This is a genomic window from Pseudacidovorax sp. DMC4 (assembly GCF_056314265.1).
Window position 1 is genome coordinate 222014 of record NZ_JBQUYR010000002.1, and the last position, 22750, is coordinate 244763.

Annotated in this window: 20 protein-coding genes; 16 read left to right on the plus strand and 4 right to left on the minus strand. The window is 70.0% G+C overall.

The window, feature by feature from the left end:
* Positions 1 to 22: 22 nt before the first annotated feature.
* Positions 23 to 2638: a bifunctional lysylphosphatidylglycerol flippase/synthetase MprF gene (gene mprF, locus ACT54X_RS04655; RefSeq protein ID WP_476345300.1), complete on the minus strand. Its 2616-nt coding sequence runs from the start codon at positions 2636 to 2638 to the stop codon at positions 23 to 25.
* 101 nt (positions 2639 to 2739) lie between these two features.
* On the opposite strand from mprF, the gene ACT54X_RS04660 reads away from it, so the two are divergent.
* The 4 genes from ACT54X_RS04660 (at position 2740) to ACT54X_RS04675 (ending at position 7684) form a co-directional block, all read left to right on the plus strand.
* Positions 2740 to 4206, plus strand: a complete 1467-nt coding sequence (locus ACT54X_RS04660; protein ID WP_476345302.1) for a malonyl-CoA decarboxylase — start codon at positions 2740 to 2742, stop codon at positions 4204 to 4206.
* Between the two features lie 83 nt (positions 4207 to 4289).
* Positions 4290 to 5279: a Bug family tripartite tricarboxylate transporter substrate binding protein gene (locus ACT54X_RS04665; protein WP_476345304.1), complete on the plus strand. Its 990-nt coding sequence runs from the start codon at positions 4290 to 4292 to the stop codon at positions 5277 to 5279.
* An 11-nt stretch (positions 5280 to 5290) separates the two neighbouring features.
* The gene (locus ACT54X_RS04670) at positions 5291 to 6067 is read left to right on the plus strand and encodes an enoyl-CoA hydratase/isomerase family protein (RefSeq protein WP_294374602.1); all 777 of its coding nucleotides are present in this window, start codon (positions 5291 to 5293) and stop codon (positions 6065 to 6067) included.
* A gap of 69 nt (positions 6068 to 6136) precedes the next feature.
* The gene (locus ACT54X_RS04675; protein WP_476345306.1) at positions 6137 to 7684 is read left to right on the plus strand and encodes a malonate--CoA ligase; all 1548 of its coding nucleotides are present in this window, start codon (positions 6137 to 6139) and stop codon (positions 7682 to 7684) included.
* Positions 7685 to 7864: 180 nt separating this feature from the next.
* On the opposite strand, the gene ACT54X_RS04680 is transcribed toward ACT54X_RS04675, so the two are convergent.
* Positions 7865 to 8290, minus strand: coding sequence for a universal stress protein (locus ACT54X_RS04680; protein WP_354318883.1), 426 nt, complete (start codon positions 8288 to 8290; stop codon positions 7865 to 7867).
* Between the two features lie 74 nt (positions 8291 to 8364).
* A complete protein-coding gene (locus tag ACT54X_RS04685; protein WP_017760202.1) occupies positions 8365 to 8808 on the minus strand; it encodes a universal stress protein in 444 nt (147 codons plus the stop codon).
* Positions 8809 to 8913: 105 nt separating this feature from the next.
* Here ACT54X_RS04685 and ACT54X_RS04690 point away from each other — a divergent pair, with 105 nt between their 5' ends.
* The 9 genes from ACT54X_RS04690 (at position 8914) to ACT54X_RS04730 (ending at position 16937) form a co-directional block, all read left to right on the plus strand.
* Positions 8914 to 11277, plus strand: a complete 2364-nt coding sequence (locus tag ACT54X_RS04690) for a heavy metal translocating P-type ATPase (RefSeq protein ID WP_476345308.1) — start codon at positions 8914 to 8916, stop codon at positions 11275 to 11277.
* 12 nt (positions 11278 to 11289) lie between these two features.
* Positions 11290 to 11427, plus strand: coding sequence for a cbb3-type cytochrome oxidase assembly protein CcoS (gene ccoS, locus ACT54X_RS04695; protein ID WP_017761492.1), 138 nt, complete (start codon positions 11290 to 11292; stop codon positions 11425 to 11427).
* Between the two features lie 68 nt (positions 11428 to 11495).
* Positions 11496 to 12935, plus strand: coding sequence for a cytochrome-c oxidase, cbb3-type subunit I (gene ccoN, locus ACT54X_RS04700; RefSeq protein WP_476345310.1), 1440 nt, complete (start codon positions 11496 to 11498; stop codon positions 12933 to 12935).
* Between the two features lie 19 nt (positions 12936 to 12954).
* Positions 12955 to 13587, plus strand: a complete 633-nt coding sequence (ccoO, locus tag ACT54X_RS04705; protein WP_295524774.1) for a cytochrome-c oxidase, cbb3-type subunit II — start codon at positions 12955 to 12957, stop codon at positions 13585 to 13587.
* Between the two features lie 19 nt (positions 13588 to 13606).
* Positions 13607 to 13747, plus strand: coding sequence for a cbb3-type cytochrome oxidase subunit 3 (locus ACT54X_RS04710; protein WP_081682489.1), 141 nt, complete (start codon positions 13607 to 13609; stop codon positions 13745 to 13747).
* A gap of 37 nt (positions 13748 to 13784) precedes the next feature.
* A complete protein-coding gene (gene ccoP / locus ACT54X_RS04715) occupies positions 13785 to 14708 on the plus strand; it encodes a cytochrome-c oxidase, cbb3-type subunit III (RefSeq protein WP_476345312.1) in 924 nt (307 codons plus the stop codon).
* 64 nt (positions 14709 to 14772) lie between these two features.
* A complete protein-coding gene (ccoG, locus tag ACT54X_RS04720) occupies positions 14773 to 16221 on the plus strand; it encodes a cytochrome c oxidase accessory protein CcoG (RefSeq protein WP_476345314.1) in 1449 nt (482 codons plus the stop codon).
* Positions 16222 to 16264: 43 nt separating this feature from the next.
* Positions 16265 to 16561: a FixH family protein gene (locus tag ACT54X_RS04725; protein WP_476345316.1), complete on the plus strand. Its 297-nt coding sequence runs from the start codon at positions 16265 to 16267 to the stop codon at positions 16559 to 16561.
* A gap of 109 nt (positions 16562 to 16670) precedes the next feature.
* Entirely contained in the window at positions 16671 to 16937 is a 267-nt protein-coding gene (locus ACT54X_RS04730) for a hypothetical protein (RefSeq protein ID WP_234193989.1), read from the plus strand.
* 90 nt (positions 16938 to 17027) lie between these two features.
* Here ACT54X_RS04730 and fnr read toward each other — a convergent pair whose 3' ends face one another.
* The gene (fnr, locus tag ACT54X_RS04735) at positions 17028 to 17747 is read right to left on the minus strand and encodes a fumarate/nitrate reduction transcriptional regulator Fnr (protein WP_234193990.1); all 720 of its coding nucleotides are present in this window, start codon (positions 17745 to 17747) and stop codon (positions 17028 to 17030) included.
* 192 nt (positions 17748 to 17939) lie between these two features.
* On the opposite strand from fnr, the gene hemN reads away from it, so the two are divergent.
* The 3 genes from hemN (at position 17940) to ACT54X_RS04750 (ending at position 22712) form a co-directional block, all read left to right on the plus strand.
* A complete protein-coding gene (gene hemN, locus ACT54X_RS04740; protein ID WP_476345318.1) occupies positions 17940 to 19361 on the plus strand; it encodes an oxygen-independent coproporphyrinogen III oxidase in 1422 nt (473 codons plus the stop codon).
* Positions 19362 to 19369: 8 nt separating this feature from the next.
* Positions 19370 to 20113 (plus strand): sulfite exporter TauE/SafE family protein, encoded by a 744-nt coding sequence (locus ACT54X_RS04745; protein WP_476345320.1) that lies wholly within the window; start codon positions 19370 to 19372, stop codon positions 20111 to 20113.
* A 487-nt stretch (positions 20114 to 20600) separates the two neighbouring features.
* The gene (locus ACT54X_RS04750) at positions 20601 to 22712 is read left to right on the plus strand and encodes an SdrD B-like domain-containing protein (RefSeq protein ID WP_476345322.1); all 2112 of its coding nucleotides are present in this window, start codon (positions 20601 to 20603) and stop codon (positions 22710 to 22712) included.
* The last annotated feature ends 38 nt before the right edge of the window (positions 22713 to 22750 follow it).

A 22750-nucleotide genomic window follows, 5' to 3' on the forward strand; every position in this document is an offset into this window, starting at 1 on the left:
ATCGAAAGCGGGCAGCGCGGCGTCACTTGCCGATCACGCCCTTGGTGCCGCCGCCGATCAGCGCGGCCAGGTCCAGCAGCACCCACAGCGGTGCCACGCCGCCGGGCGCGGCCAGATAGCGCGGCTCCCAGACGGGCTCGAACTTGTCCTTGAAGCTGCGCAGCCCGCGGAAGTTGTAGAAGCGTTCGCCATGCTCGTAGAGCAGACGGCCCAGCCGCTGCCAGCGCGGCGCATGGCGGCGCTCGGCCATGCCGGCCATGGGCGCCATGCCCAGCGCAAAGCGCTGGAAGCCGCGGTCCTTCAGGTGCAGCAGCACCTTGGCAAAGAGGAAGTCCATGGTGCCGGGCGGCGCATCGGGCAGGTGGCGCATCAGGTCGACGGCCGCCTCTTCGGCCGGCGCGGTGACCAGCAGGTTGGCGAAGGCCAGGATGCGGCCCTCGCGCCGGGCCACGGCCACCGGCAGGCGGCGCAGGTAGTCCTCGTCGAAGCGGCCGACCGAGAAGCCTTTCTCGCGCGTCTTCTGACGCGAAAGCCAGGCGTCCGACACGGCGTGCAGCTCGGGCAGGGCGGCTTCCAGCGCCTCGCCCTCGATCACCTCGAACACCAGGCCCTCGCGCTCGCCGCGGTTCATGCCCGAGCGCAGGTTGGCCCGCTTGGCGCCCTTGAGGTCGAACCCGGGCAGCTCGATGTGCGCATGCTCGCCCAGCTTGAAGGCCTGCAGGCCGCAGTCCAGGTACAGCGGCAGGCTGGCCGGGCGCACCTGGTAGAAGGCCGGCCGGCCGCCATGGGTGCGTGCCATCTCGACGAAGCGCCACGCCAGCTCGGCCCATTCGGCCTTGTCGCCCGCGGGGCCGTACAGCGCGATCCAGGAGCGGTTCTGCTTGCCGTACATGAGGAAGCTGCGGCCCGAGGGCGAGAACAGCAGGTGCTTGTCGCCGGTGAGCGCGAAGCAGGCGTCGGCACGCGGGTTGGCGGCCACGATGGCGGCGGCGCGGTCCAGGTCCTCGGTGGTGGGCGCCGCCGCCTGGCCCACAGGCGGGCGCAGCAGCTGCCACAGGCCGTAGGCCATGCCGGCCAGCGCCACGCCCAGCAGCGCGCGCAGCGAGCGCGGTGCCTGCGCGTCCAACTCGAACTGCCACCACAGCCGGTGGGTGTAGGCCACTTCCTGGTAGGCGAAGAACAGCAGCCACAGCGAGCCCGCCAGCACCGCGCCCAGGCCGATCAGCCAGCCGGGCTCCAGCCGCATCGACAGCAGCGAGGAGCGGCGGTCGAACTGCTTGCGCGAGACGACCAGCAGCACCGCCAGCGTGGCCAGCAGGCCGGCCTCGTGCAGCGCGATGCCCTTGGGCAGGGCCAGCACGGCCGAGACCACGGCCAGCACCAGCGCCGCCCACCAGGCCGCATCGAGCCGGTGGAACAGCCCGCGCGCCACCAGCAGCAGGCCCAGCCCGGCCACGCTGCCCAGGAAGTGCGAGGCCTCCACCAGCGGCAGCGGCACGTTGAGCGTGGCCAGCATCTCGCGGGCGTCCTCGGTGAAGGGCGTGACGCCCGAGGCGATGAGCCACAGCCCCGCCACCAGCGTCAGCGCCGCCAGCAGCCGCGGGCTGAGGCGCGTGGCGGCCCGGGCGATGGGCGTGCCCACGCCGCTCTTCAGCTCCCAGCCCAGCACCAGGGCGGTGGCCGCCACCAGCGGCACGATGTAGTAGATGCCGCGGTAGAGCACCAGCGCGGCCAGCATCGAGTCGGCCGGCACGTCGTTGCGGGTGGCCATCAGCATCACCGCCTCGAACACGCCCACGCCGCCGGGCACATGGCTGATGATGCCGGCCACGATGGCGATGGCATAGAAGGCGGTGAAGGCCGGCAGGTCGATGCGCTCGCCCGGCAGCAGGAACCACAGGGCTGCGGCCGAGGCCGTCAGCTCGAAGGCCGAGATGACCAGCTGCCGTACCGCCAGGCCCGCCGGCGGCAGCCGCAGGCGCCAGCGGCCGGCGATCTGCAGGTTGCGCTGGCGCCGGCACAGCGCCAGGAACACGCCCACGCCCATCAGCAGCAGGCCCGAGCCCAACTGGAGCAGTTCTGGCGGCAGGCCGACCAGCCCCGCCACGTCGGGCGCGCCCCACAACAGTGCCACCGCGCCGAAGGCCGTGATGCCCAGGCCGAAGGCCGCCGCATTGAACACCACCACCTGCGCCACCTGGTGCGCCTTGAGCCCGGCCGCCGTGTACAGCCGGGTGCGCACCGCGCCGCCGGTCAGCGGGCCGAGGCCGATGGTGTTGGACAGCGCATAGGCCGTGAAGGAGGTCAGCAGCACCGTGCCCCGGTTCACCCGGGCGTGGGCGTAGGCGAGGGCGGAGAAGTCGTAGCCCGAGAGGATCAGGTAGCTGGCGGCGGTGGCCATCAGCGCCAGCACGATGTCCATCTCGTGCGTGCCGGCGATGGCCCGCATCACGTCGTCGTAGCGCACCTCGCCGGCCAGGCCGTGCAGGGCGGCGGCGAGCAGCAGGCACAGCAGCAGTGCTGCGGCGGCGATCAGCCAGGGTTTGAGGCGCTGCCAGCCGAGGGCGACGGCTTCTGTAGGAACAGGGCGCGTCCCCGTCGAGGCGGAGTCGGGGGAAGGGTGGGAAAGCTCGGTCACGGTGTACAAAGAGGGGGCCTGCCGGCATGCGCCGACGGCCTCAAGCCACAACGCAGGGCCCGGCCGCCGCGTTGGCCCGGTCCCGAAATTTTGTTGATTCCATGAGCAAAACTCCCCCCGACTGGTTGTCCAAGGGCGTCTCGCTGCTGCGCCCGGGCGCGCCGGCAGACGCCGCGGGCGCCGCCAGGCCGGCCCCCGCCGCCACCGGCGATGCGCGCCCGACCCGCACCCTGACCGAACGCATGGCCGCCACGCTGCGCCGCCATGGCGAGGCCCTGCCGCCCCGCGCGCTGCGCCGCATGCTCGAAGACCTGCAGGGCGTGACCGACAGCCGCACCAGCGAGGTCGAGGCCGGCCGCCGCGCCCATGCCGTGATGACGGCCTACCAGGCGCTGACCGCCGACGAGCGCCGTGACGTCTGGCTCCTGATGGCCGAATGCTTCGCCCCCGACGGCGCCAAGCTGAAGACCGCGCGCGAGCAATACGAAGCCGCCGAACCCGGCTCGCCCGAGCAGGCCCAGGCCGAGGCCAAGTTGCGTCGCGCCTCGGCCTCGCCCCGGGCTCGTCTGCTGCAACGTTTCGCCATCCCCGAGGAAGGGCTGCGCTTCCTGGTCGGCCTGCGGGCCGAGCTGCTGCCGGTGGTGCGCAAGGACCGTCGCCTCGCCGCGCTGGACGCCGAGCTGGAGCAGCTGTTCTCGACCTGGTTCGACGTTGCCTTCCTCGACCTCAAGCGCATCAGCTGGGATTCGCCCGCCTCGCTGATCGAGAAGCTGATCGAGTACGAGGCCGTGCACGACATCAAGAGCTGGTCCGACGTCAAGAACCGGCTGGACGACACCGACCGCCGCTGCTACGGCTTCTTCCATCCCCGCCTGCCCGGCGTGCCGCTGATCTTCGTGGAGGTGGCGCTGACCGACGCCATCAGCGATGCCATCGCGCCGCTGCTGGACGAGGCGGCCACCGCCACCCCGGCGCACAAGGCTTCGACCGCGATCTTCTACTCCATCAGCAACACCCAGACCGGCCTGCGGGGCGTGAGCTTCGGCGATTCGCTGATCAAGCGGGTGGTGGAGACGCTGCGCGAGGAATTCCCCAAGCTCAAGAACTTCGCGACGCTCTCGCCCATCCCCGGGCTGCGCCAGTGGCTGGGCGGCCAGGCCGCGGCCCTGCTGCCACGCCTGCCCGACAAGCAGGCCCAGGCGCTGGGCCGTCACTTGGGCAGCCTGCCGCCCACGGCCGACCGGCTGCTGGCGGCGCTGGACGATGCGCCTTCGCTGGGCGAGCGCTCGCCGCTGCGTCAGACGCTGCTGCACCTGGCGGCCGAGTACCTGGGTCGGGTCGGCCAGGATGGCAAGCCCGCCGACCCGGTGGCACGCTTCCACCTCGGCAACGGCGCGCGGGTCGAGCGGCTCAACTGGGCCGCCGACCTGTCGCCCAAGGGCATCAAGCAGTCCTGGGGCCTGATGGTCAACTACCTGTACGACCTCAAGCGCCTGGACAAGCACCGCGCCCTGCTCGCCGACGGCAAGGTGCCGGTGTCGGGCGACATCGAGGGGCTGCTGCTCTGAGCCCCTGCTGAATCCCCGGGCCGATTCCATCCCACAAGCGCCGCCGGCCCCGGCGCATCCAAGACGAGAGACGGAGACAAGCCATGACCCCCCCACCGATCCATCGGCGCAGCCTGCTGCGCCTGGCCGCGGCCGGCGCCGCTGCCGCCTGCGCCGGCGTGCGCGCGCAGAGCACCTGGCCCAGCCGGCCCGTGACGCTGGTCGTGCCCTTTCCCGCCGGCGGCGGCACCGACGCCTTCGCGCGGCCGCTGGCGGCGCAGTTCACCAAGGCGACCGGCCACACGCTGGTGATTGACAACCGCGGGGGCGCGGGCGGCACCGTGGGCGCCAGCATCGCGGCCAAAGGCGCGCCCGACGGCCACACGCTGTTCATGGGGGCCGTGCACCATGCCATCGCGCCGGCCATCTACCCCAAGCTGGACTACGACATCGAGCGTGACTTCGTGCCGTTGATGCTGCTGGCCAACGTGCCGCAGGTGGTGGTGGTCAACCCGCGGCGCGTCACCCAGCCCGGCATCAAGGAATTCATCGCCTTTGCCAGGCAGAACCCCGGCAAGCTCAACTACGCCTCGGCCGGGGCGGGAACCTCGCACCACCTGGCGGGCGAACTCTTCAAGCTGCAGACCGGCACCTTCATCACGCACATCCCCTACCGCGGCGCCGGCCCCATGCTGCAGGACCTGATCGCCGGCAACGTGGACTGTGGCTTCGACGGGCTGGGCTCGTCGGCGCAGCACATCAAGGCCGGCCGCATCAAGGCGCTGATGGTCTCGGGCGCGCAGCGCAACGCCGCCTTTCCCGATGTGCCCAGCGCCAGCGAGTCGGGCCTGCCCGACTACACCGTCACCACCTGGTACGGCCTGTGGGCGCCCAAGGGCACGCCGCCCGAGCTGGCGGCGCGCATCACCGAGGACATGCGCCGGACGCTGGCCGCCGACGAGCTCAAGACCATCTGGGCCAACAACGGCTCCGAGATCCCGAACCTGACCGGCGCGGCCTATGGCCAGTTCGTCTCGGCCGAGGTCAAGCGCTGGGCGGCGGTGGTCAAGGCCTCGGGAGCCAAACTCGAATAGATTTGGCTTCCATGAGCGACAAGAACGATGCGATCGACCTGGCGCGCGACGGCGCCATCGCCACCCTGACGCTGCGCAACCCCGGCCGGCTCAACGCCATGACCCGCGGCATGTGGCACGGCCTGCGGGCCGCTGCCGAGGGGTTGGCGGCCGATGCCAGCCTTCGCTGTGTGGTCGTGCGCGGGGAGGGCGGTGCCTTCTGCGCCGGCGGCGACATCTCCGAATACCCGGCCTTCCGCTACGACGTGGCGAGCCTGCGGCACTTCCACGAGGAGGAGGTTTGGGGCGCCCTGGCGGCGCTGCTGGCCTGCCCGGTGCCGCTGGTGGCGCAGATCGAGGGTGCCTGCATGGGGGCCGGGCTGGAGATTGCCAGCTGCTGCGACATCCGCCTGGCCGGCGCCTCGGCCCGCTTCGGCGCGCCCATCGCCAAGCTGGGCTTCCCGATGGCGCCGCGCGAGGCCGCGCTGGTGCGCAGCCAGATCGGTGACGCCCTGGCGCGCGACATGCTGCTGGCCGCCGGCCTGCATCCGGCGCCGAGGCTGCTGGCGGCGGGCTTCCTGCTCGACGTGCTGCCCGACGCGGAGGTGGCCGATGCGGCCTGGCGCCATGCCCAGCGCATCGCCAGCCTGGCGCCGCAGGCCGCCCGGCTGCACAAGGCCACCTTCCGCGCCCTGGCCGCGGGCGAGATGCAGCAACTGCTGTCGGGCGCCTACGACTACGCAGACACGGCCGAGCACCGCGAGGGCATCGATGCCTTTCTCGCGAAAAGGCCGCCCCGCTTCGGCTGAATCCGTGAATACTCGGCCCCTGTCCAAGAACCCCTCCCCATCCAACCGCCCCTTCGTCTTCCGCCCTTCATGAGCTCCACGCCCAACGCCAACCTCTTTGCCGCGCTGCGCGCCGCCTTCCCGCACGACCTGGACGAGATCGCCGTCGAGACCGACGACGGCCTGGCCTATTCCTGGCGCGACCTGGAGCGGGCCAGCGCCATGATCGCCAATCTGCTGGGCAGCCTGGGCCTGGAGCCGGGGGCGCGGGTGGCGGTGCAGGTCGAGAAGTCGGTGGAGGCCATGCTGCTGTACCTGGCCACGCTGCGGGCCGGCTACGTCTTCCTGCCGCTGAACACCGCCTATCAGCGCGCCGAGATGGAGTACTTCATCGGCAATGCCGAGCCCGAGGTGGTGGTGTGCACCAGCGCCAACCTCGGCTGGGTGGAGCCCGTCGCCAAGGCGGCCGGCACGCGCTGGGTGTTCACGCTGGACGACAACCGCACCGGCACCCTGCTGGGCCACGCCGCCACCTGCAGTGCCGAGCACGAGATCGTGCGCAAGGCCGACGACGATCTGGCGGCCATCCTCTACACCAGCGGCACCACCGGCCGCAGCAAGGGCGCGATGCTGTCGCACCGCAACCTGCGCAGCAATGCCGAGGTGCTCAAGACCTACTGGGGCTGGACGCACGGCGACGTGTTGCTGCACGCGCTGCCCATCTTCCACGTCCACGGGCTGTTCGTGGCCATCCATGGCGCGCTGCTCAATGGCAGCAAGATGCTCTGGTTCGGCAAGTTCGACCCCAAGCGCGTCATCGCCAAGCTGCCCGAGGCGACCGTCTTCATGGGCGTACCCACGCTCTATGTGCGCATGCTGGCCGAGCCCACGCTGAGCCTGGCGGCCTGCGACAACATGCGCCTGTTCATCAGCGGCTCGGCGCCGCTGCTCATCGAGACCTTCAATGACTGGCAGACCCGCACCGGCCACACCATCCTGGAGCGCTACGGCATGAGCGAAACCATCATGCTGACCTCCAATCCCTACACCTCGGTGCAGGGCGCGCGGCGCGGCGGCACGGTGGGCTTTCCGCTGCCGGGCGTCAAGCTGCGGGTGCGGGCCTATGAAGACGGCAAGCCGCCGCGCGACTGCGATCGCGACGAGATCGGCAACATCGAGGTGGCCGGCCCGAATGTGTTCGCCGGCTACTGGCGCATGCCCGAGAAGACCAAGGAAGAGTTCACGCCCGACGGCTTCTTCAAGACCGGCGACGTGGGCAAGGTCGACACGCTGGGCTATGTGACCATCGTGGGCCGCAGCAAGGACCTGATCATCAGCGGCGGCTACAACGTGTACCCGGCCGAGATCGAGGGCTACATCAACGAGATGCCCGGCGTGGCCGAGAGCGCGGTGGTGGGGGTGCCGCATCCCGACTTCGGCGAGGTGGGCGTGGCGGTGGTGGTGGGCAAGCCGGGCGCCTCGCCCGACGCCGACGCCATCGTGGCCGAGCTCAAGTCCAAGCTGGCCAACTTCAAGATCCCCAAGCGCTGCTTCGTCGTCGACGAACTGCCGCGCAACCAGATGGGCAAGGTGCAGAAGGCCTTGCTTCGCGACCAGCACAAGACACTATTCACCTGATTCGGCAAGCGGCCCGCCCAGCATGAAACCGGCGCAGCCCGATTGATCGAAGGGCCGCGGAGCAGGCCATGCGAGAGCACCCGAGGAACTGGCTTTGCCAGGCCTCCGGGTGCGCCCCCCTCCAAGCCGAAGGCGCCAGAGAGGGGGGAGCCGCGAAGCGGCATGGGGGGTGGCGCAGGTTCACTGCACGAGCAGCACCGGCAGGTCGCTCTCGGCGATCACCTTGGTGGCCACCGAGCCCATCAGCGCGCGGCCCAGGGTGCCATGGCCGTGCGTGCCCATGACGACCAGGCCCGCGCCGCATTCCTCTGCGGCACGCACGATCTCCTCGGCGGCCTGCCCATGGCGGGTCTGCACCGAGGCGTTGGCGATGCCCAGGCCCTGCAGCTGCTGCTTCACCGGATCGATCACCTTGGCGCCTTCTTCCTTGTAGTACTCGGCCAGGGTGTCCTTCGCGATGTGGCGGCTGGCATGCGGCGGGATGGCCGGGCACACATGCACCAGCACCAGCTCATGGCCATCGACGAACATGCTTCGCTGGGCGGCGATGTAGTCCAGTGCCTTGCGGGTGAACTCACTGCCATCCACGGCGACGACGATCTTCATTGCTCTTGCTCCTTTTCTGGGGTGAGGACATGCGCCACGAGGGCGCAGCCCAGTGTGGCTGTTGGGGACCGCGCTCAGCGCAATACCAGCACGGGCAATGTGGAATGGGTGAGCACGTGCTGGGTCTCGCTGCCCAGCAGCAGCCGCTTGATGCCCTTGCGGCCGTGCGAGGCCATCACGATCAGATCGGCCTTGTGCTTGCGCGCGGCGCTGATGATCGACTCGGCCACCAGGTCGGACTTGACCACCGCGGCCCGCGCCTTCACGCCCTTGGCCTGCACCTGGGCCACCACCTTGTCCACCAGCTCGCGGGCCTGCTCGGACCATTGCTTCTCGATGCGCGCGACGTCCTGCGTCTCGAACACCACGGCGCCTTCGAGATAGCTCACCGGGTAGCGCGGCACCACGTTCAGCACCACGATCTCGGCGCCGCAGGTCTGGGCGAGCGCGGTGGCGTGCTGGACGGCTTTCTTCGACAGGCTCGAGCTGTCGGTGGGGACGAGGATGCGCTGGTACATGGTCTGAGGCTCCGTGTTGATGTGGCTCCAGCATAGGCAGCCCGGCACTGCCGAAACTTGACCAGGGTCAAGGCCTGCGAGGGTGCGTGCGCGCAGCATCGGACCATGCAACCTGCCCTTCCTCTAGGCTCCGCCAGCGCACCGACGGAAGCCGACGTTCAGGCCCGCACGGCCCTCGACGACCCGGCCGAATGGCCGGCCTTCGGCCACGAACTGCGCGCGGGCGGTGACTGGGAGTCGCAGGTCTGCGTGGAAGGCATCCACTGCGCAGCCTGCGCCTTCACCATCGAGGACGCCCTGCTGCGCCTGCCCGGCGTGCGCAAGGTGACGGTCAATGCCGCGAGCCGCCGTGCGCGCGTGGTGTGGTCACCCTCGCAGGTGCAGCCCTCGCGCTGGTTCGCCGCGGTGGCCGAGGCGGGCTACCGCTTCGCGCCCGCCGCCGATGCCTCGCTGCGCATTGCACGGCAGAAGGAAGCAAGGCGCGCGCTCTTCCGCTGGCTGGTGGCCGGCCTGTGCATGATGCAGGTGATGATGTATGCGCTGCCGGCCTACGTGGCCGGCCCGGGCGAGATGACGCCCGACATCGAGCGCCTGCTGCGCTGGGCCTCGTGGGTGCTCACGCTGCCCGTCATGGCCTTCGCCTGCGGTCCCTTCTTCGGCAGCGCCTGGCGCGATCTGCGCCACGGCCGCATCGGCATGGACGTGCCCGTGGCGCTGGGCATGGCCATCGCCTTCGTGGTCAGCACGGCGGGCACCTTCGACCCCGACGGTGCGCTGGGCCACGAGGTGTACTTCGACTCGCTCACCATGTTCGTGTTCTTCCTGCTCACCGGCCGCTGGCTGGAGTCTCGGCTGCGCGACCGCACGGCGGGTGCGCTCGATGCGCTGGCCGGCCGCCTGCCGGAGACGGCCGAGCGGCGGCAGATCCACGGCGGCTTCGAGCGCGTGCCGTTGCGCCGCGTGCAGGTGGGCGACGTGCTGCGCGTGCGGCCGGGCGAGGCCTTTCCCGTCGACGGCATCGTGGTCGACGGCGACACGCTGGCCGACGAGGCGCTGCTGACCGGCGAGTCGCGCCCCGTGGCCAAGCCCTATGGCGAGACGGTGCATGCCGGCAGCCACAACCTGTCGGCGCCCGTGCTGGTGCTCGTGCGGCAGGTGGGCAGCGGCACGCGCTTCGCGCAGATCGTGGCGCTCATGGAAAGCGCAGCCATGCAGCGCCCGCGGCTGGCCGCGATGGCCGACCGCATCGCGCGGCCCTTCCTGCTGGCGGTGGTGCTCGCGGCGGGCGGTGCGGCGCTGTGGTGGTGGCCGGTGGACCCGGGTCATGCGCTGATGGTCGCGGTCTCGGTGCTGATCGTGACCTGTCCCTGCGCGCTCTCGCTGGCGACGCCCGCGGCCATGCTGGCCAGCGCAGGCGCGCTGGCACGGCGTGGCGTGCTGGTGGCCCACATGCAGGCGCTGGAATCGCTGGCCACGGCGCAGACGGTGGTCTTCGACAAGACCGGAACACTCACGCGCGGCACGCCGCGGCTGGACCGGGTCTACAGCCGCCGCGGCACGCTGCCCGGCGACGCACTCGAACTCGCGGTGGCACTGGCCGAAGGTTCGCTGCACCCGGCCGCACGGGCGTTGCGCCAGGCCTGGGACGCGCAGCGTCGCGTTCCGCCCGCGTGGCGTGCCGAGGCAATGCAGGAACTGCACGGGCAGGGCGTGCAGGGCCTCCTGCGGCCGCAGCAGGGCGATGCGCCCGCGCGCCATGTGCGGCTGGGCAGTGCGGCCTTCTGCGAGGCCCGTGCGCTGCAGACCGACGCCATGCAGGTCCACCTGCGCGACGACGAGGGGTGGGTGGCCAGCTTCGCGCTCGCCGAAGACCTGCGGCCCGAAGCGCCGGAGGCGATCGCGCGGCTCAAGGCCCAGGGCTTGGTGCCACGCCTGCTTTCCGGCGACCGCGAGGCCGCCGCGCAGCGGCTGGCGGCCAGCGCCGGCATCGACACGGCACGCGGCGGCTGCAGCCCCGAGGACAAGCTGCACGAGGTGCGCCGCCTGCAGGCGCAGGGCAGGGCGGTCGCCATGGTGGGCGACGGTCTCAACGACGGGCCGGTGATCGCGCAGGCCGACGCCTCCTTCGCCTTCGGCAATGCCGTGCCGCTCACGCAGGCGCGCGCCGACTTCGTGGTGCTGGCCGATTCGCTGCAGGCGGTGCCCGACACCGTGGCACAGGCGCGGCGCACGTTGCGCATCGTGCGACAGAACCTGGTCGGGTCCGCGGCCTACAACGCGCTGTGCGTGCCCCTGGCGCTGGCAGGCTGGCTGCCGGCCTGGCTGGCTGGCCTGGGCATGGCGCTCAGCTCGCTGGTGGTGGTGCTCAACAGTGCACGCCTGTCGCGCATGGATGCCGGCGGAATCCAACCGACAGTGGCCTCGGCGGAGCGCATGCCTGCGGATGCCACGCTGGTGCCGCAAGGCTGAGGGGGAAGGGCCATGGACATCCTCTTCGTGCTCGTGCCGCTGTCGGTGCTGCTGGTGCTGCTGATCATCGCGGGCCTGTGGTGGGCCGTGGAGCGCGGCCAGTTCGATGACGTGGAACAGGAAGGCGCGCGCATTCTGCAAAGCGATTGATCTCCGTCAATCGACCGGCGGGAACCGAGTCGGACACTGCCTACAAGTTCCTCAACCTGGTTCCCAAGATGCAGTCCTCCCACTCACCTGCGGCGCTCTACAACGACACGGTCGTGCGCCAGTTCTCGCTGATGGCCGTGGCCTGGGGCGTGGTCGGCATGCTCGTCGGCGTGATCATCGCCGCCCAGCTGACCTGGCCCGATCTCAACCTCGGCATTCCCTGGCTGAGCTACGGACGCCTGCGGCCGCTGCACACCAACGCGGTCATCTTCGCCTTCGGCGGTTGCGCGCTCTTTGCCACCAGCTACCACGTGGTGCAGCGCACCTGCCAGACGCGGCTGTTCGCGCCTGGCCTGGCGGCCTTCACCTTCTGGGGCTGGCAGGCCGTCATCGTGGCTGCGGCCATCAGCCTGCCGCTGGGCTACACCACCGGCAAGGAATACGCCGAGCTCGAATGGCCCATCGACATCCTGATCACGCTGGTCTGGGTGTCGTATGCCATCGTGTTCTTCGGCACGGTGGGCACGCGCAAGGTCAAGCACATCTATGTGGCCAACTGGTTCTACGGTGCCTTCATCATCGCGGTGGCCCTGCTGCATGTGGTCAACAGCGCCGAGGTGCCCGCGGGCTGGATGAAGAGCTACTCGGCCTATGCCGGCGTGCAGGACGCCATGGTGCAGTGGTGGTACGGCCATAACGCGGTGGGCTTCTTTCTCACCGCCGGCTTCCTGGGGATGATGTACTACTACATCCCCAAGCAGGCCGAGCGCCCGGTCTACAGCTACCGCCTGTCGATCGTGCACTTCTGGGCGCTGATCTTCACCTACATGTGGGCGGGTCCGCACCACCTGCACTACACCGCGCTGCCGGACTGGACGCAGTCGCTGGGCATGCTGTTCTCGCTGATCCTGCTGGCGCCCAGCTGGGGCGGGATGATCAACGGCATCATGACCCTGTCGGGTGCCTGGCACAAGCTGCGCACCGATCCGATCCTGCGCTTCCTGATCGTGGCCCTGTCCTTCTACGGCATGTCCACCTTCGAGGGCCCGATGATGTCCATCAAGACGGTCAACGCCCTCAGCCACTACACCGACTGGACCATCGGCCACGTGCACTCCGGCGCCCTCGGCTGGGTGGGCCTGATCTCGATGGGCTCGCTCTACTACCTGATCCCGCGCATGTGGGGCCGCACCACGATGCACAGCATCAAGGCCATCGAGCTGCACTTCTGGATGGCCACCATCGGCATCGTGCTCTACATCGCCGCCATGTGGATCGCCGGCGTGATGCAGGGCCTGATGTGGCGCGCGATCAACCCCGACGGCACGCTCACCTACACCTTCGCCGAAGGCGTGAAGGCCACCTTCCCCTTCTACGTGGTGCGCCTGCTGGGCGGCCTGCTGTACCTGGGCGGCATGCTGGTCATGGCCTGGAACGTGTGGATGACCGTGATCTCGGGCCGTGCGGTGCGCGCCACCATCCCGGCCCCGCAAGCGGCGCATGCCTGAACGAACGGAGCACAAGAACATGAGCCAGACGACGCCCTCCACGTCCACCGGCTTCTCGCATGAGAAGGTCGAGACGAACAACTTCCTGATGATCGTGCTGATCCTGCTGGTCGTCGCCGTCGGCGGCCTGGTGGAGATCGTGCCGCTGTTCTTCCAGAAGTCCACCACCGAGCCCATCGCCGGCCTCAAGCCCTACACGGCGCTGCAGCTGGCCGGCCGCGACATCTACCTGCGCGAGGGTTGCTACAACTGCCACTCGCAGATGATCCGCCCCTTCCGCGCCGAGACGCTGCGCTATGGCCACTACTCGGTGGCCGGCGAGTTCGTGTACGACCACCCCTTCCAGTGGGGCAGCAAGCGCACCGGCCCCGACCTGCAGCGCGTGGGCGGCAAGTACAGCGACGAGTGGCACCGCATCCACCTGAACAACCCGCGTGACGTGGTGCCCGAGTCCAACATGCCCGCCTACAGCTGGCTGGAGAAGAACACCGTGGACGCCGCGGCCCTGCCGTCCCACATGCGGGCCCTGCGCAAGGTGGGCGTGCCCTACACCGACGAGGACATCGCCGGCGCGCAGGCTGCCGTCGAAGGCAAGACCGAAATGGAAGCCACCATCGCCTACCTGCAGTCGCTGGGCCGTGCCCTGAAGTAAGCGAACGAGGAGTACCCACATCATGGACCTGACCACCCTGCGTTCCATCGCCACTGTCGTGTGCTTCGTGCTCTTCCTGGGCATCGTGGCCTGGGCCTATGCGCGGCGCAACCGTGCCGGCTTCGAGGAGGCAGCACGCCTGCCCTTCGAGCAGGACTGAGCGCACCGCGCCAACGCATCGAACGAGAGAGATCACGATGAGCGACTTCATCAACAACTTCTGGTCGAACTACGTCATCGCCGCCACGGTGCTGAGCATCCTGGGCTGCGCGATCCTGCTGTGGATGACGGCGCGCAAGCGCGTCGTCGCCGACAAGGACAACACCACCGGCCACGTCTGGGACGAGGACCTGCGCGAGGCCAACAACCCGCTGCCGCTGTGGTGGGTGGGCCTGTTCATCATCACCATCGTCTTCGCGGTGGGCTACCTGGCCTTCTTCCCCGGCCTGGGCAGTGTGCAGGGCAAGCTGGGCTGGAGCTCGGCCGGCGAGTACAAGGCCGAGGTCGAGAAGGCCAATGCGGAGCTGGCCCCCGTCTATGCGCGCTTCGCCAGTGCGCCGGTGGAGCAGGTGGCCGCCGACCCCGCAGCGCGCGCCATCGGCGAGCGGCTGTTCATGAACAACTGCGCCCAGTGCCACGGCTCGGACGCGCGGGGCAGCAAGGGCTTTCCCAACCTGACCGACAACGACTGGCTGCACGGCGGCACGCCCGACAAGATCATCGAGACCATCACGATGGGCCGCGTCGGCGTCATGCCGCCCATGGCCGCGGCCGTGGGCAGCGCGGACGACGTGAAGAACGTGGCCAACTACGTGCTCAGCCTGTCGGGCAGCCCGCACGACTCGGTGCGCGCCGGCCTGGGCAAGGCCAAGTTCGCGGTCTGTGCGGCCTGCCATGGCGCCGACGGCGGCGGCAACCAGGCGCTGGGCGCCCCGCGGCTCAACGACAACATCTGGCTGCACGGCTACGGCGAGGCCGCCATCATGGCCATGGTCAACAACGGCAAGCAGAACGTGATGCCGGCGCAGAACGAGCGGCTGACCGAGGCGCAAATCCGCGTGCTCGCGAGTTACGTCTGGGGCCTGTCCCACAACGCCACCACGGCGTCGGCCAAGCCTTGAGTGGCTTCATGACCCTCCGAGCCTGATCCCCACGAACGAAGGCGCCCGCGGGCGCCCCAACGCCATGTCCGCATCCTCCAACGCGCCCACGCCCAACCCTCGGCGCGTCATCCCCATTGCCGCCGAGCCGCCGGCCGAGGAGGCCGTGTCGCTGTACGCCGCGAGCAAGAAGATCTACCCGCGCGCGGTGCAGGGCCTGTTCGCGCGCTGGCGCTGGGCCATGGTGTTCGCCACGCAGCTGGTGTTCTACGGCCTGCCGTGGCTGAGTTGGGGCGAGCGGCAGGCGGTGCTGTTCGACCTGGCATCGCGGCGCTTCTACCTGTTCGGGCTGGTGCTGTATCCGCAGGACCTGATCTACCTGTCGGGCCTGCTGGTCATCTCGGCGCTGTCGCTTTTCCTTTTCACCGCAGTGGCGGGGCGGCTGTGGTGCGGCTATGCCTGCCCGCAGACGGTGTACTCCGAGATCTTCATGTGGGTGGAGCAGAAGATCGAAGGCAGCCGCACGGCGCGCATGCGGCTGGACGGCGAATCGCTCTCGATGGAGAAGCTGGTCAAGAAGGCCTACAAGCACATCGTGTGGATCGCCATCGCCATGTGGACCGGCTTCACCTTCGTGGGCTACTTCACGCCGGTGCGTGAGCTGGGCCTGGCCTTCCTGCAGACGCAGATGGGCTCCTGGGAGGTGTTCTGGGTCTTCTTCTATGCCTTCGCCACCTACGGCAACGCCGGCTTCATGCGCGAGCAGGTGTGCAAGTACATGTGCCCCTATGCGCGCTTCCAGAGCGCCATGTTCGACCGCGACACGCTGATCGTCACCTACGACCCTGGCCGCGGCGAGCCGCGGGCGCCGCGGGGCCGCAGCGTGGACTACAAGGCCCGCGGCCTGGGCGAATGCATCGACTGCGACCTGTGCGTGCAGGTCTGCCCCACGGGCATCGACATCCGCCAGGGCCTGCAGTACGAATGCATCGGCTGCGGCCAGTGCGTGGACGCCTGCAACACCGTGATGGAGAAAATGAACTACCCGAAGGGCCTCATCCGCTACGACACGGTCAACGGCATGGCCGGCCACTGGAGCCGCGCGCAGCTGTGGCGCCGCGTGCTGCGGCCGCGCGTGCTCATCTATGCCTCGGTGCTGATGCTGCTGGTGGTGGGCATGCTCGTCAGCCTGGTGGCCCGCACGCCGCTGAAGGTGGACGTGGTGCGCGACCGGGCGTCGCTGGCCCGCATCGCCGAAGGCGGCCGGCTGGAGAACGTCTACCGCCTGCAGATCATGAATGCCACCGAGCGCCCACAGAAGTACCGCCTGGCGGCGCAGGGGCTCGATGGCATCGCCGTCTCGCCCGACACGCCGGTGGAAGTCGGCCCGGCCGAGGCCCGCTGGGTGGCCGTGCGGCTGAGCATTCCCTACGGCAGTGCCGCCCCCGGTTCGCACAGCGTGCGCATCGAGGTGGGCGAGGAGGGCGGCGGCGCCCATGTGGCCGAGAAGGCCGCCTTCCTGGTGCCGCGCTGACTGCCCGACGCATCGACTTCGCATCCATCACGACGAGGACCCCATGACGAACCCGACGACGCTTGCTTCCGCCTCCCTGGTCGAGCCCTCCAGCGGTCCCTGGTGGCGCCATCCGCTGATGTGGATGGTGGTGGGCGGTCCGGCGGTGGTGGTGGTGGCCGGCTTTGCCACGCTGTGGCTGGCGGTGCACAGCCCCGATCCGGTGATCGAGGCGGACTACTACCGCCGGGGCATCGAGATCAACCGCACCCTGGAGGCCCAGCGTGCGCTGACGCCGGCGCAGCAGGCCCGCAACCACGTGACGACCCCCACGCGGAACCTGCCTCCCGCGCAGCCTTGACATGGCGCGTCGCTCACCGGCACGGCCCTCCACGCCCAGGCAGGCCCCGTTGCGCGGCCGCCCGCGGGGACGTCGGCGCCCCGCAAACCAGAAGACGGAGACTCCTCGCATGCTGCGCCAGCCTCACTGCCTGATGGCCATCGCCTGGCCGGCCTTCCTGGCCGCCTGCCTGATGGAGTTCCTGGTCTTCGGCTTCGTCGATCCGGCGGAATTGCGCTGGTTCGGCCATGTGCTGGAGATGCCGCGGCAGGCCATCTACGCGCTGGGCTTTTTCGGCTTCTGGGTCGTGACCATGGTGTGCAGCGCGACCACGGCACTGCTGATGCGCACGCCGGCCCAGGTCAATGCGCAGCCGGGGCCGGGCGGGCCGGCCTGAAGATCCCAGCAATGAAAAAGGGACGCCGTGGCGTCCCTCTCGTCTGCCGATGCGGCGGTCGACTTGCGCGAGCCGGCCGCCGTTCGCGCCTCAGGCGCAGACCGTGGGGTTCACCATCCGCCGTAGCGCCTCCGCATCGAGGATGCGCACATGCCGCTGGTTCACCTCCACGATGCCGTCGTCGACGAACTTGGACAGGGTGCGGCTCACCGTCTCGAGCTTGAGGCCCAGGTAGCTGCCGATTTCCTCGCGGGTCATGCGCAGCACCAGCTCGGAGGCCGAGAAGCCGCGCGCATGCAGGCGCTGCACCAGGTTCAGCAGGAAGGCGGCCAGGCGCTCCTCGGCCCGCATGCTGCCCAGCAGCAGCATCACGCCATGCTCGCGCACGATCTCGCGGCTCATGATCTGGTGCACATGGCGCTGCAGCGCCGACACCTCGCGCGACAGTTCCTCGATGCGGTCGAAGGGCATCACGCAGACCTCGGAATCCTCCAGCGCCACGGCGTCGCAGGTGTGGCGGTCGTTGACGATGCCGTCCAGGCCGATGATCTCGCCGGCCATCTGGAAACCGGTGACCTGGTCGCGGCCGTCCTCCGAGGTGATGCGGGTCTTGAACACGCCGGTGCGGATGGCGTAGAGCGAGACGAACTGCTCGCCGTTGTGGAACAGCAGTTCCTTGCGGCGCACCTTGCGGCGCGTGGCGACCAGCGAATCCAGTCGCTGCAGTTCCTCCGGCGACAGGCCCACGGGCATGCACAACTCGCGCAGGTTGCAGTTGGAACAAGCGACTTTGATGGATTCTGGGGTCATGGTGTGTCCGACTCTGTAGGGTGGGGGACGGCCCGACGCCTCGCTCGTGGGGTCTGTGGCGTCCGAAAGCTCCCGTGTCAGTCATTCTCCGACAGCGATCAACTTTCTGTTTGATGTGGATCAAGCGCCGATCATGGCTTCGAACGCACATTAGAGGCAACAACCCTGGCGCTGCTGTGCCCTCCTGCTGCGATGAGTTCCCTGCCCATCCCGTCCTCCTGCGCGGCCGAGCCCGCGGTGCTGTCGACGTCGCTGCTGCGCCGTTTCGACGTGCCGGGCCCGCGCTACACCTCCTACCCGACCGCCGACCGCTTCGTGGAGGCCTTCGGCCCCGCTGAGTATGCCCAGGCCCTGGTCCAGCGCCGCGAAGCGGCCGGCGCCCGTGCGCTGCCGCTGTCGCTGTACGTGCACATCCCGTTCTGCGAGTCGCTCTGCTACTACTGCGCCTGCAACAAGATCATCACGCGCCACCACGAGCGCGCGGCGGAATACCTGCAGGACCTGTTGTGCGAGCTGCGGCTGCAGGTGGCCGAACTCGGCCGGGGCGAGCCGGTGAGCCAGCTGCACCTGGGTGGTGGCACGCCCACCTTCTTCAGCGACGAGGAGCTGTCCACCCTGATGACGGCGCTGCGCGAGTCCTTCGACTTCCTGCCCGGCGCCGAATGCTCCATCGAGGTCGACCCGCGCACGGTCGATGAGGCCCGGCTTGCGCACCTGGCGGCGCTGGGCTTCAACCGCCTGAGCTTCGGTATCCAGGACTTCGATGCGCAGGTCCAGAAGGCGGTGCACCGCATCCAGCCCGCGTCCGAGGTCTTCGCGCTGATGGCAGCGGCACGACGGCTGGGTTTCACCTCGATCAACGCCGACCTGATCTACGGTCTGCCGCGGCAGAACAGCACGTCCTTCGAGCGCACGCTGGCGCAGGTGGTGGAGCTGCGGCCCGACCGCATCGCCCTGTACGCCTACGCCCATCTGCCCGAGCGCTTCAAGCCGCAGCGGCGGATCCTGTCGCAGGAGCTGCCCGACGCTGCCACGAAGATCGACATGCTGTCGCGTGCCATCGGCGTGTTCGGCGAGGCGGGCTATGTCTACATCGGCATGGACCATTTCGCGGTGCCCGAGGATGCCCTGGCCATCGCCAAGCGCCAGGGCCGGCTGCACCGCAACTTCCAGGGCTACAGCACCCAGCCCGACTGCGACATCATCGGCCTGGGCGTCTCGGCCATCGGCCGCGTCGGTGCCAGCTACAGCCAGAACGCCAAGACGCTGGAGGACTACCGCGACCGCCTGCAGCAGGGCCAACTGCCCGTGGTGCGCGGCCTGGCCCTGGGCCGCGACGACGTGGTGCGCCGCGCGGTCATCATGGCCATCATGTGCCAGGGCCGCATCGACTTCGAGGCCATGGGCGCCGCCAATCTGGTGGACTTCCGCCAGTACTTCGCGGCCGAGCTGCAGGCGTTGCAGCCCCTGGCGGAACAGGGGCTGGTGCGCCTGGATGCGCGCGAACTCGAGGTCACGCCGGCCGGCTGGTACGTGGTGCGCGCCATCGCCATGGTGTTCGACCGCTACCTGCAGGCCGACCGCGCACGCACGCGCTTCTCGCGCATCATCTGACGCGGGTGATGGACGCCTCCGGTGCGCTCGCGGTGTCGGCCCTGTTGCTGGGCTTGACGGGCGCGCCCCACTGCGCCGTCATGTGCGGGCCGGCCTGCGCTGCGCTCGTGCCGCCGCGTCCCGTGCAGCGCGAGGCTGTGCCGCTGGTGCGCGTGGATGCCTCCGGGCCAGGCCTTGCTGCGGCGCATCGCCCGGCCGCGCCATCCGTGGCGTTTCAGCTGGGGCGGCTGCTCGGCTATGCCGCCGCCGGCGCGGTCGTGGCCGCGGCGTTCGACACGTTGGCATGGCTCCGGGATGGCATCTCTCTGTTGCGGCCGGTCTGGGTGCTGCTGCACGCGGGCATCCTGGCCTGGGGCATGGTGCTGGCCATCGCCGGGCGGCAACCGCTGTGGGCATCGCGGGTCGGGGCGGCCACGTTGCGCCGGCTGCGGCCGCTCGCGGCCAGCCCGGCGCGCCGATTGCTGCTCGGCGCGGCCTGGGTCCTCATGCCCTGCGGCATGCTCTATTCGGCCCTCATGCTCGCCGCCTTGGCGTCGCAGCCGCTGCAGGGCGCCCTCGTGATGGGCCTGTTCGCGCTGGGGGGCGCGGCGGCACTCAGCGGCGTGCCCTGGCTCTGGCATCTGCTGCGGCGCGGACCGGATGGCGCCCAGCCCGCCTGGGCCAGCCGCATCGCCGGGGTCCTGCTCATGGCCGTCGCGGCCTACGCGCTGTGGACAGACCTCCAGCACGACATCGCGCGCTGGTGCGCCTGAACCGGCCAACCGGCATCGGCCAGCCGCCGTGGTCCGGACGCTGAGTCAAATCTTCACGGTTCATCACCTTTTGTCGGCTATGGGCTGCTGACGAGACCGCCTGTCAAGAAGTTTCTTGGGCGCCAAAGCACTTCGGAATACCTTCGGAAGGAGTTTTCAAGTCAGGGGTGGCCGGTGCTGGTGCAGCGCGGGACCCGCCCTGCCACCCCACCATCCAGGCTTCAGGAGTCCACGCGCCCGCCATGTCGACGCCTCCTTCGACAACCCCTTCCATCTCCTCCGATCCGCTCGCACACGGCTGGCTGCGAGCGCGTGACGTGGGCCGCCGCGCCGGTCCGCACAACCCGGGCGTTCTGGGTTGAAGCCCTTCCATGTGCAGCTGCGCCTTCTCCCCATCCATCTGGCCGCTGTGGCATGCGTCTACGTCGCGGGCCTCGTGCCGAGCGCTGCCCAGACGATCGCGGGCGGAGAGCTCCGGGTGCAGCCGATGAGCCGCTTCGAGGCGGAACAGGCGCGGCTGCGCAGCCAACTGGAGCAGGGGCCACCCACCTACATCGACCGGGTCATGGACGACACCCCGCCGGGGGCCGGCGACGCGGAGAACTCGTCGGCCGCCGAGGCACCCGAGGGCGTGCGCGCCTGGTTGCTGGAATCCCGCGCGGGCTGGGGCCGGTCGGCGGCCACGGGGTCGGGCACCTCGCGGGGCGCCGAGGCTGGCATCCGCGCCGAATACCGGCGCGAGACCCTCAATCTGGGGGATTGGTCCCTGCAGTTCGACGGCCGCGCCTACCGCGGCGATCCCGAGGCGAGCCTGTACGGCGCCGGCACGCTGGGCATGTCGAGCGAGCCCAGCGGCGGCCGGTTCACCCTGCGGGTGCTGGGACTGCCGCTGACGCCCCGGCGCTTCGCCGATGTCACGGTGGGCGACTTCCATGCCGAACGCACCGACGGCCTGCTCCGTCACGATCGGCTGGCCTTCGGCACCACCCCGTTGCGGGGCGCGTCCGTGCGGCTCATCGACGACGGGGGCGAGTGGCGCATGGGCAGCGGCCAGCGCGGCTGGATGGTGGGCGGACCTTACCCCGCCTTCGAGCGCAGCCAGGGCAGCCGCAGCTGGCTGGGGACGACCCGCAAGCTCGATGGCGACCTCTTCGCCGCCCTGCAGGTCGAGCAGGCCAGCGATGTTCCTGCCTACTACACCGACAGGCTGACCGGCCAGGGCACGGGCAGCAAGGATGTGCGCAGCATGGCCGCATCGGTCGGGCGCAATCCGTGGCCACTGCGCGAGGGCGACCTGCGATTGCGCGCCACCCTGGTCGCCAGCAGCGTCGGCACGCGCACGGCCGGCGTCGCACAGGGCAGCGCGGCTGGCCTCTTCGGCGAGGGTGCCGTGCGGCTCGGCGGCGTCCGGCACAGCTTCAGCGCCTATGCGGCACAGCCCAACCTGCATTTCGGCGATGCGCTGCTGTGGACCGGCACCCGCGGCGGTCACTGGCGGATCGACAGCAGCAGCGCCAGGCTGAGCTGGGGCGCGGGCGTCGATGCCGACCGCTCGCCGCTCGACCCAACGCGCGCCGGTGCAGACCGCTCACGATGGGCCTACACCGCCAACGCGCAATACGTGGCGGCCCGGGACACGCTGCTCGGCGGCAACATCCAGGCCACCCGGGTCCGCAGCCTGAGCGAGGCCGACCCGTCGGGCGTAGGCCTGGCTGGCGCTTCCGACCCGGCCCTCACCCAGCGCAGCATGGCGGCCACGGTCTTCGCCCAGACACGCTTCGCCAACCTGCCGCGCAGTCGCCTCGCCCTGACGGTGCAGCGCAACCGCTATGTGGCGGCGCAGAGCGATGCCGCCACTGGGCAGGAGCTGTCCTGGGAGCAGGACTGGTTCGACGCCCGCAACGCCGGCCGTGCGATGCAACTGACCACGACGCTGGGCTACGCCCGCGACGAGGGCCGGGCGGCCACCCAGCGCTATCCCACGGCCGGTGTCCAGTTCCGGCAGAGCCTGGGCGGCACACTCGATCTGCAGGGAAGCCTGCGCTACACCTCCCGCAGCAGCAACCTGTCGGCCAGCCGCGGGCTGTCGGGCAGCGTGTCGCTCGACAAGGCCCTGGCCGCCGGCTGGCGCATCGGCGCGATGCTGAGCCTCAACCAGGCGCGTTCGGCGCTGGTGCCCGCGGCATTCGATGCACCGCAGGTCTATCGCAGCAACGACAAGTCGGTCTACCTCTATGTCCGCTGGCAAGGTCAGGCCGGACAGGCCTATGCGCCTTTGGGCGAGCGCGGCCCCGGGGGCGCCGGCAGCGGCGACATCGAGGGCCGCGTGTTCCTCGATGCCGATGGCGACGGCCTGCCGGGCGCGGGCGAACGGGGCGCCCGCGGCGTGGAGGTCGTCCTCGATGGACGCTACCGGACCACCACCGATGGCGACGGCCGCTTCGCCTTTCCCACGGTCGCCGTCGGTCGGCACCAGATCAGCGTGGCGACCGAGAGCGTGCCGCTGCCCTGGTCGGACGCGGGTGCCGCCCAGGCCGTGGACGTGCCCTTGCGGGGCACGGCCCATCTCCGTATTCCCCTGGCCAGGGAGGCGCCATGAGCGCCGGCCCGGCAGCCCCTTCACCACAACAGAGAGGA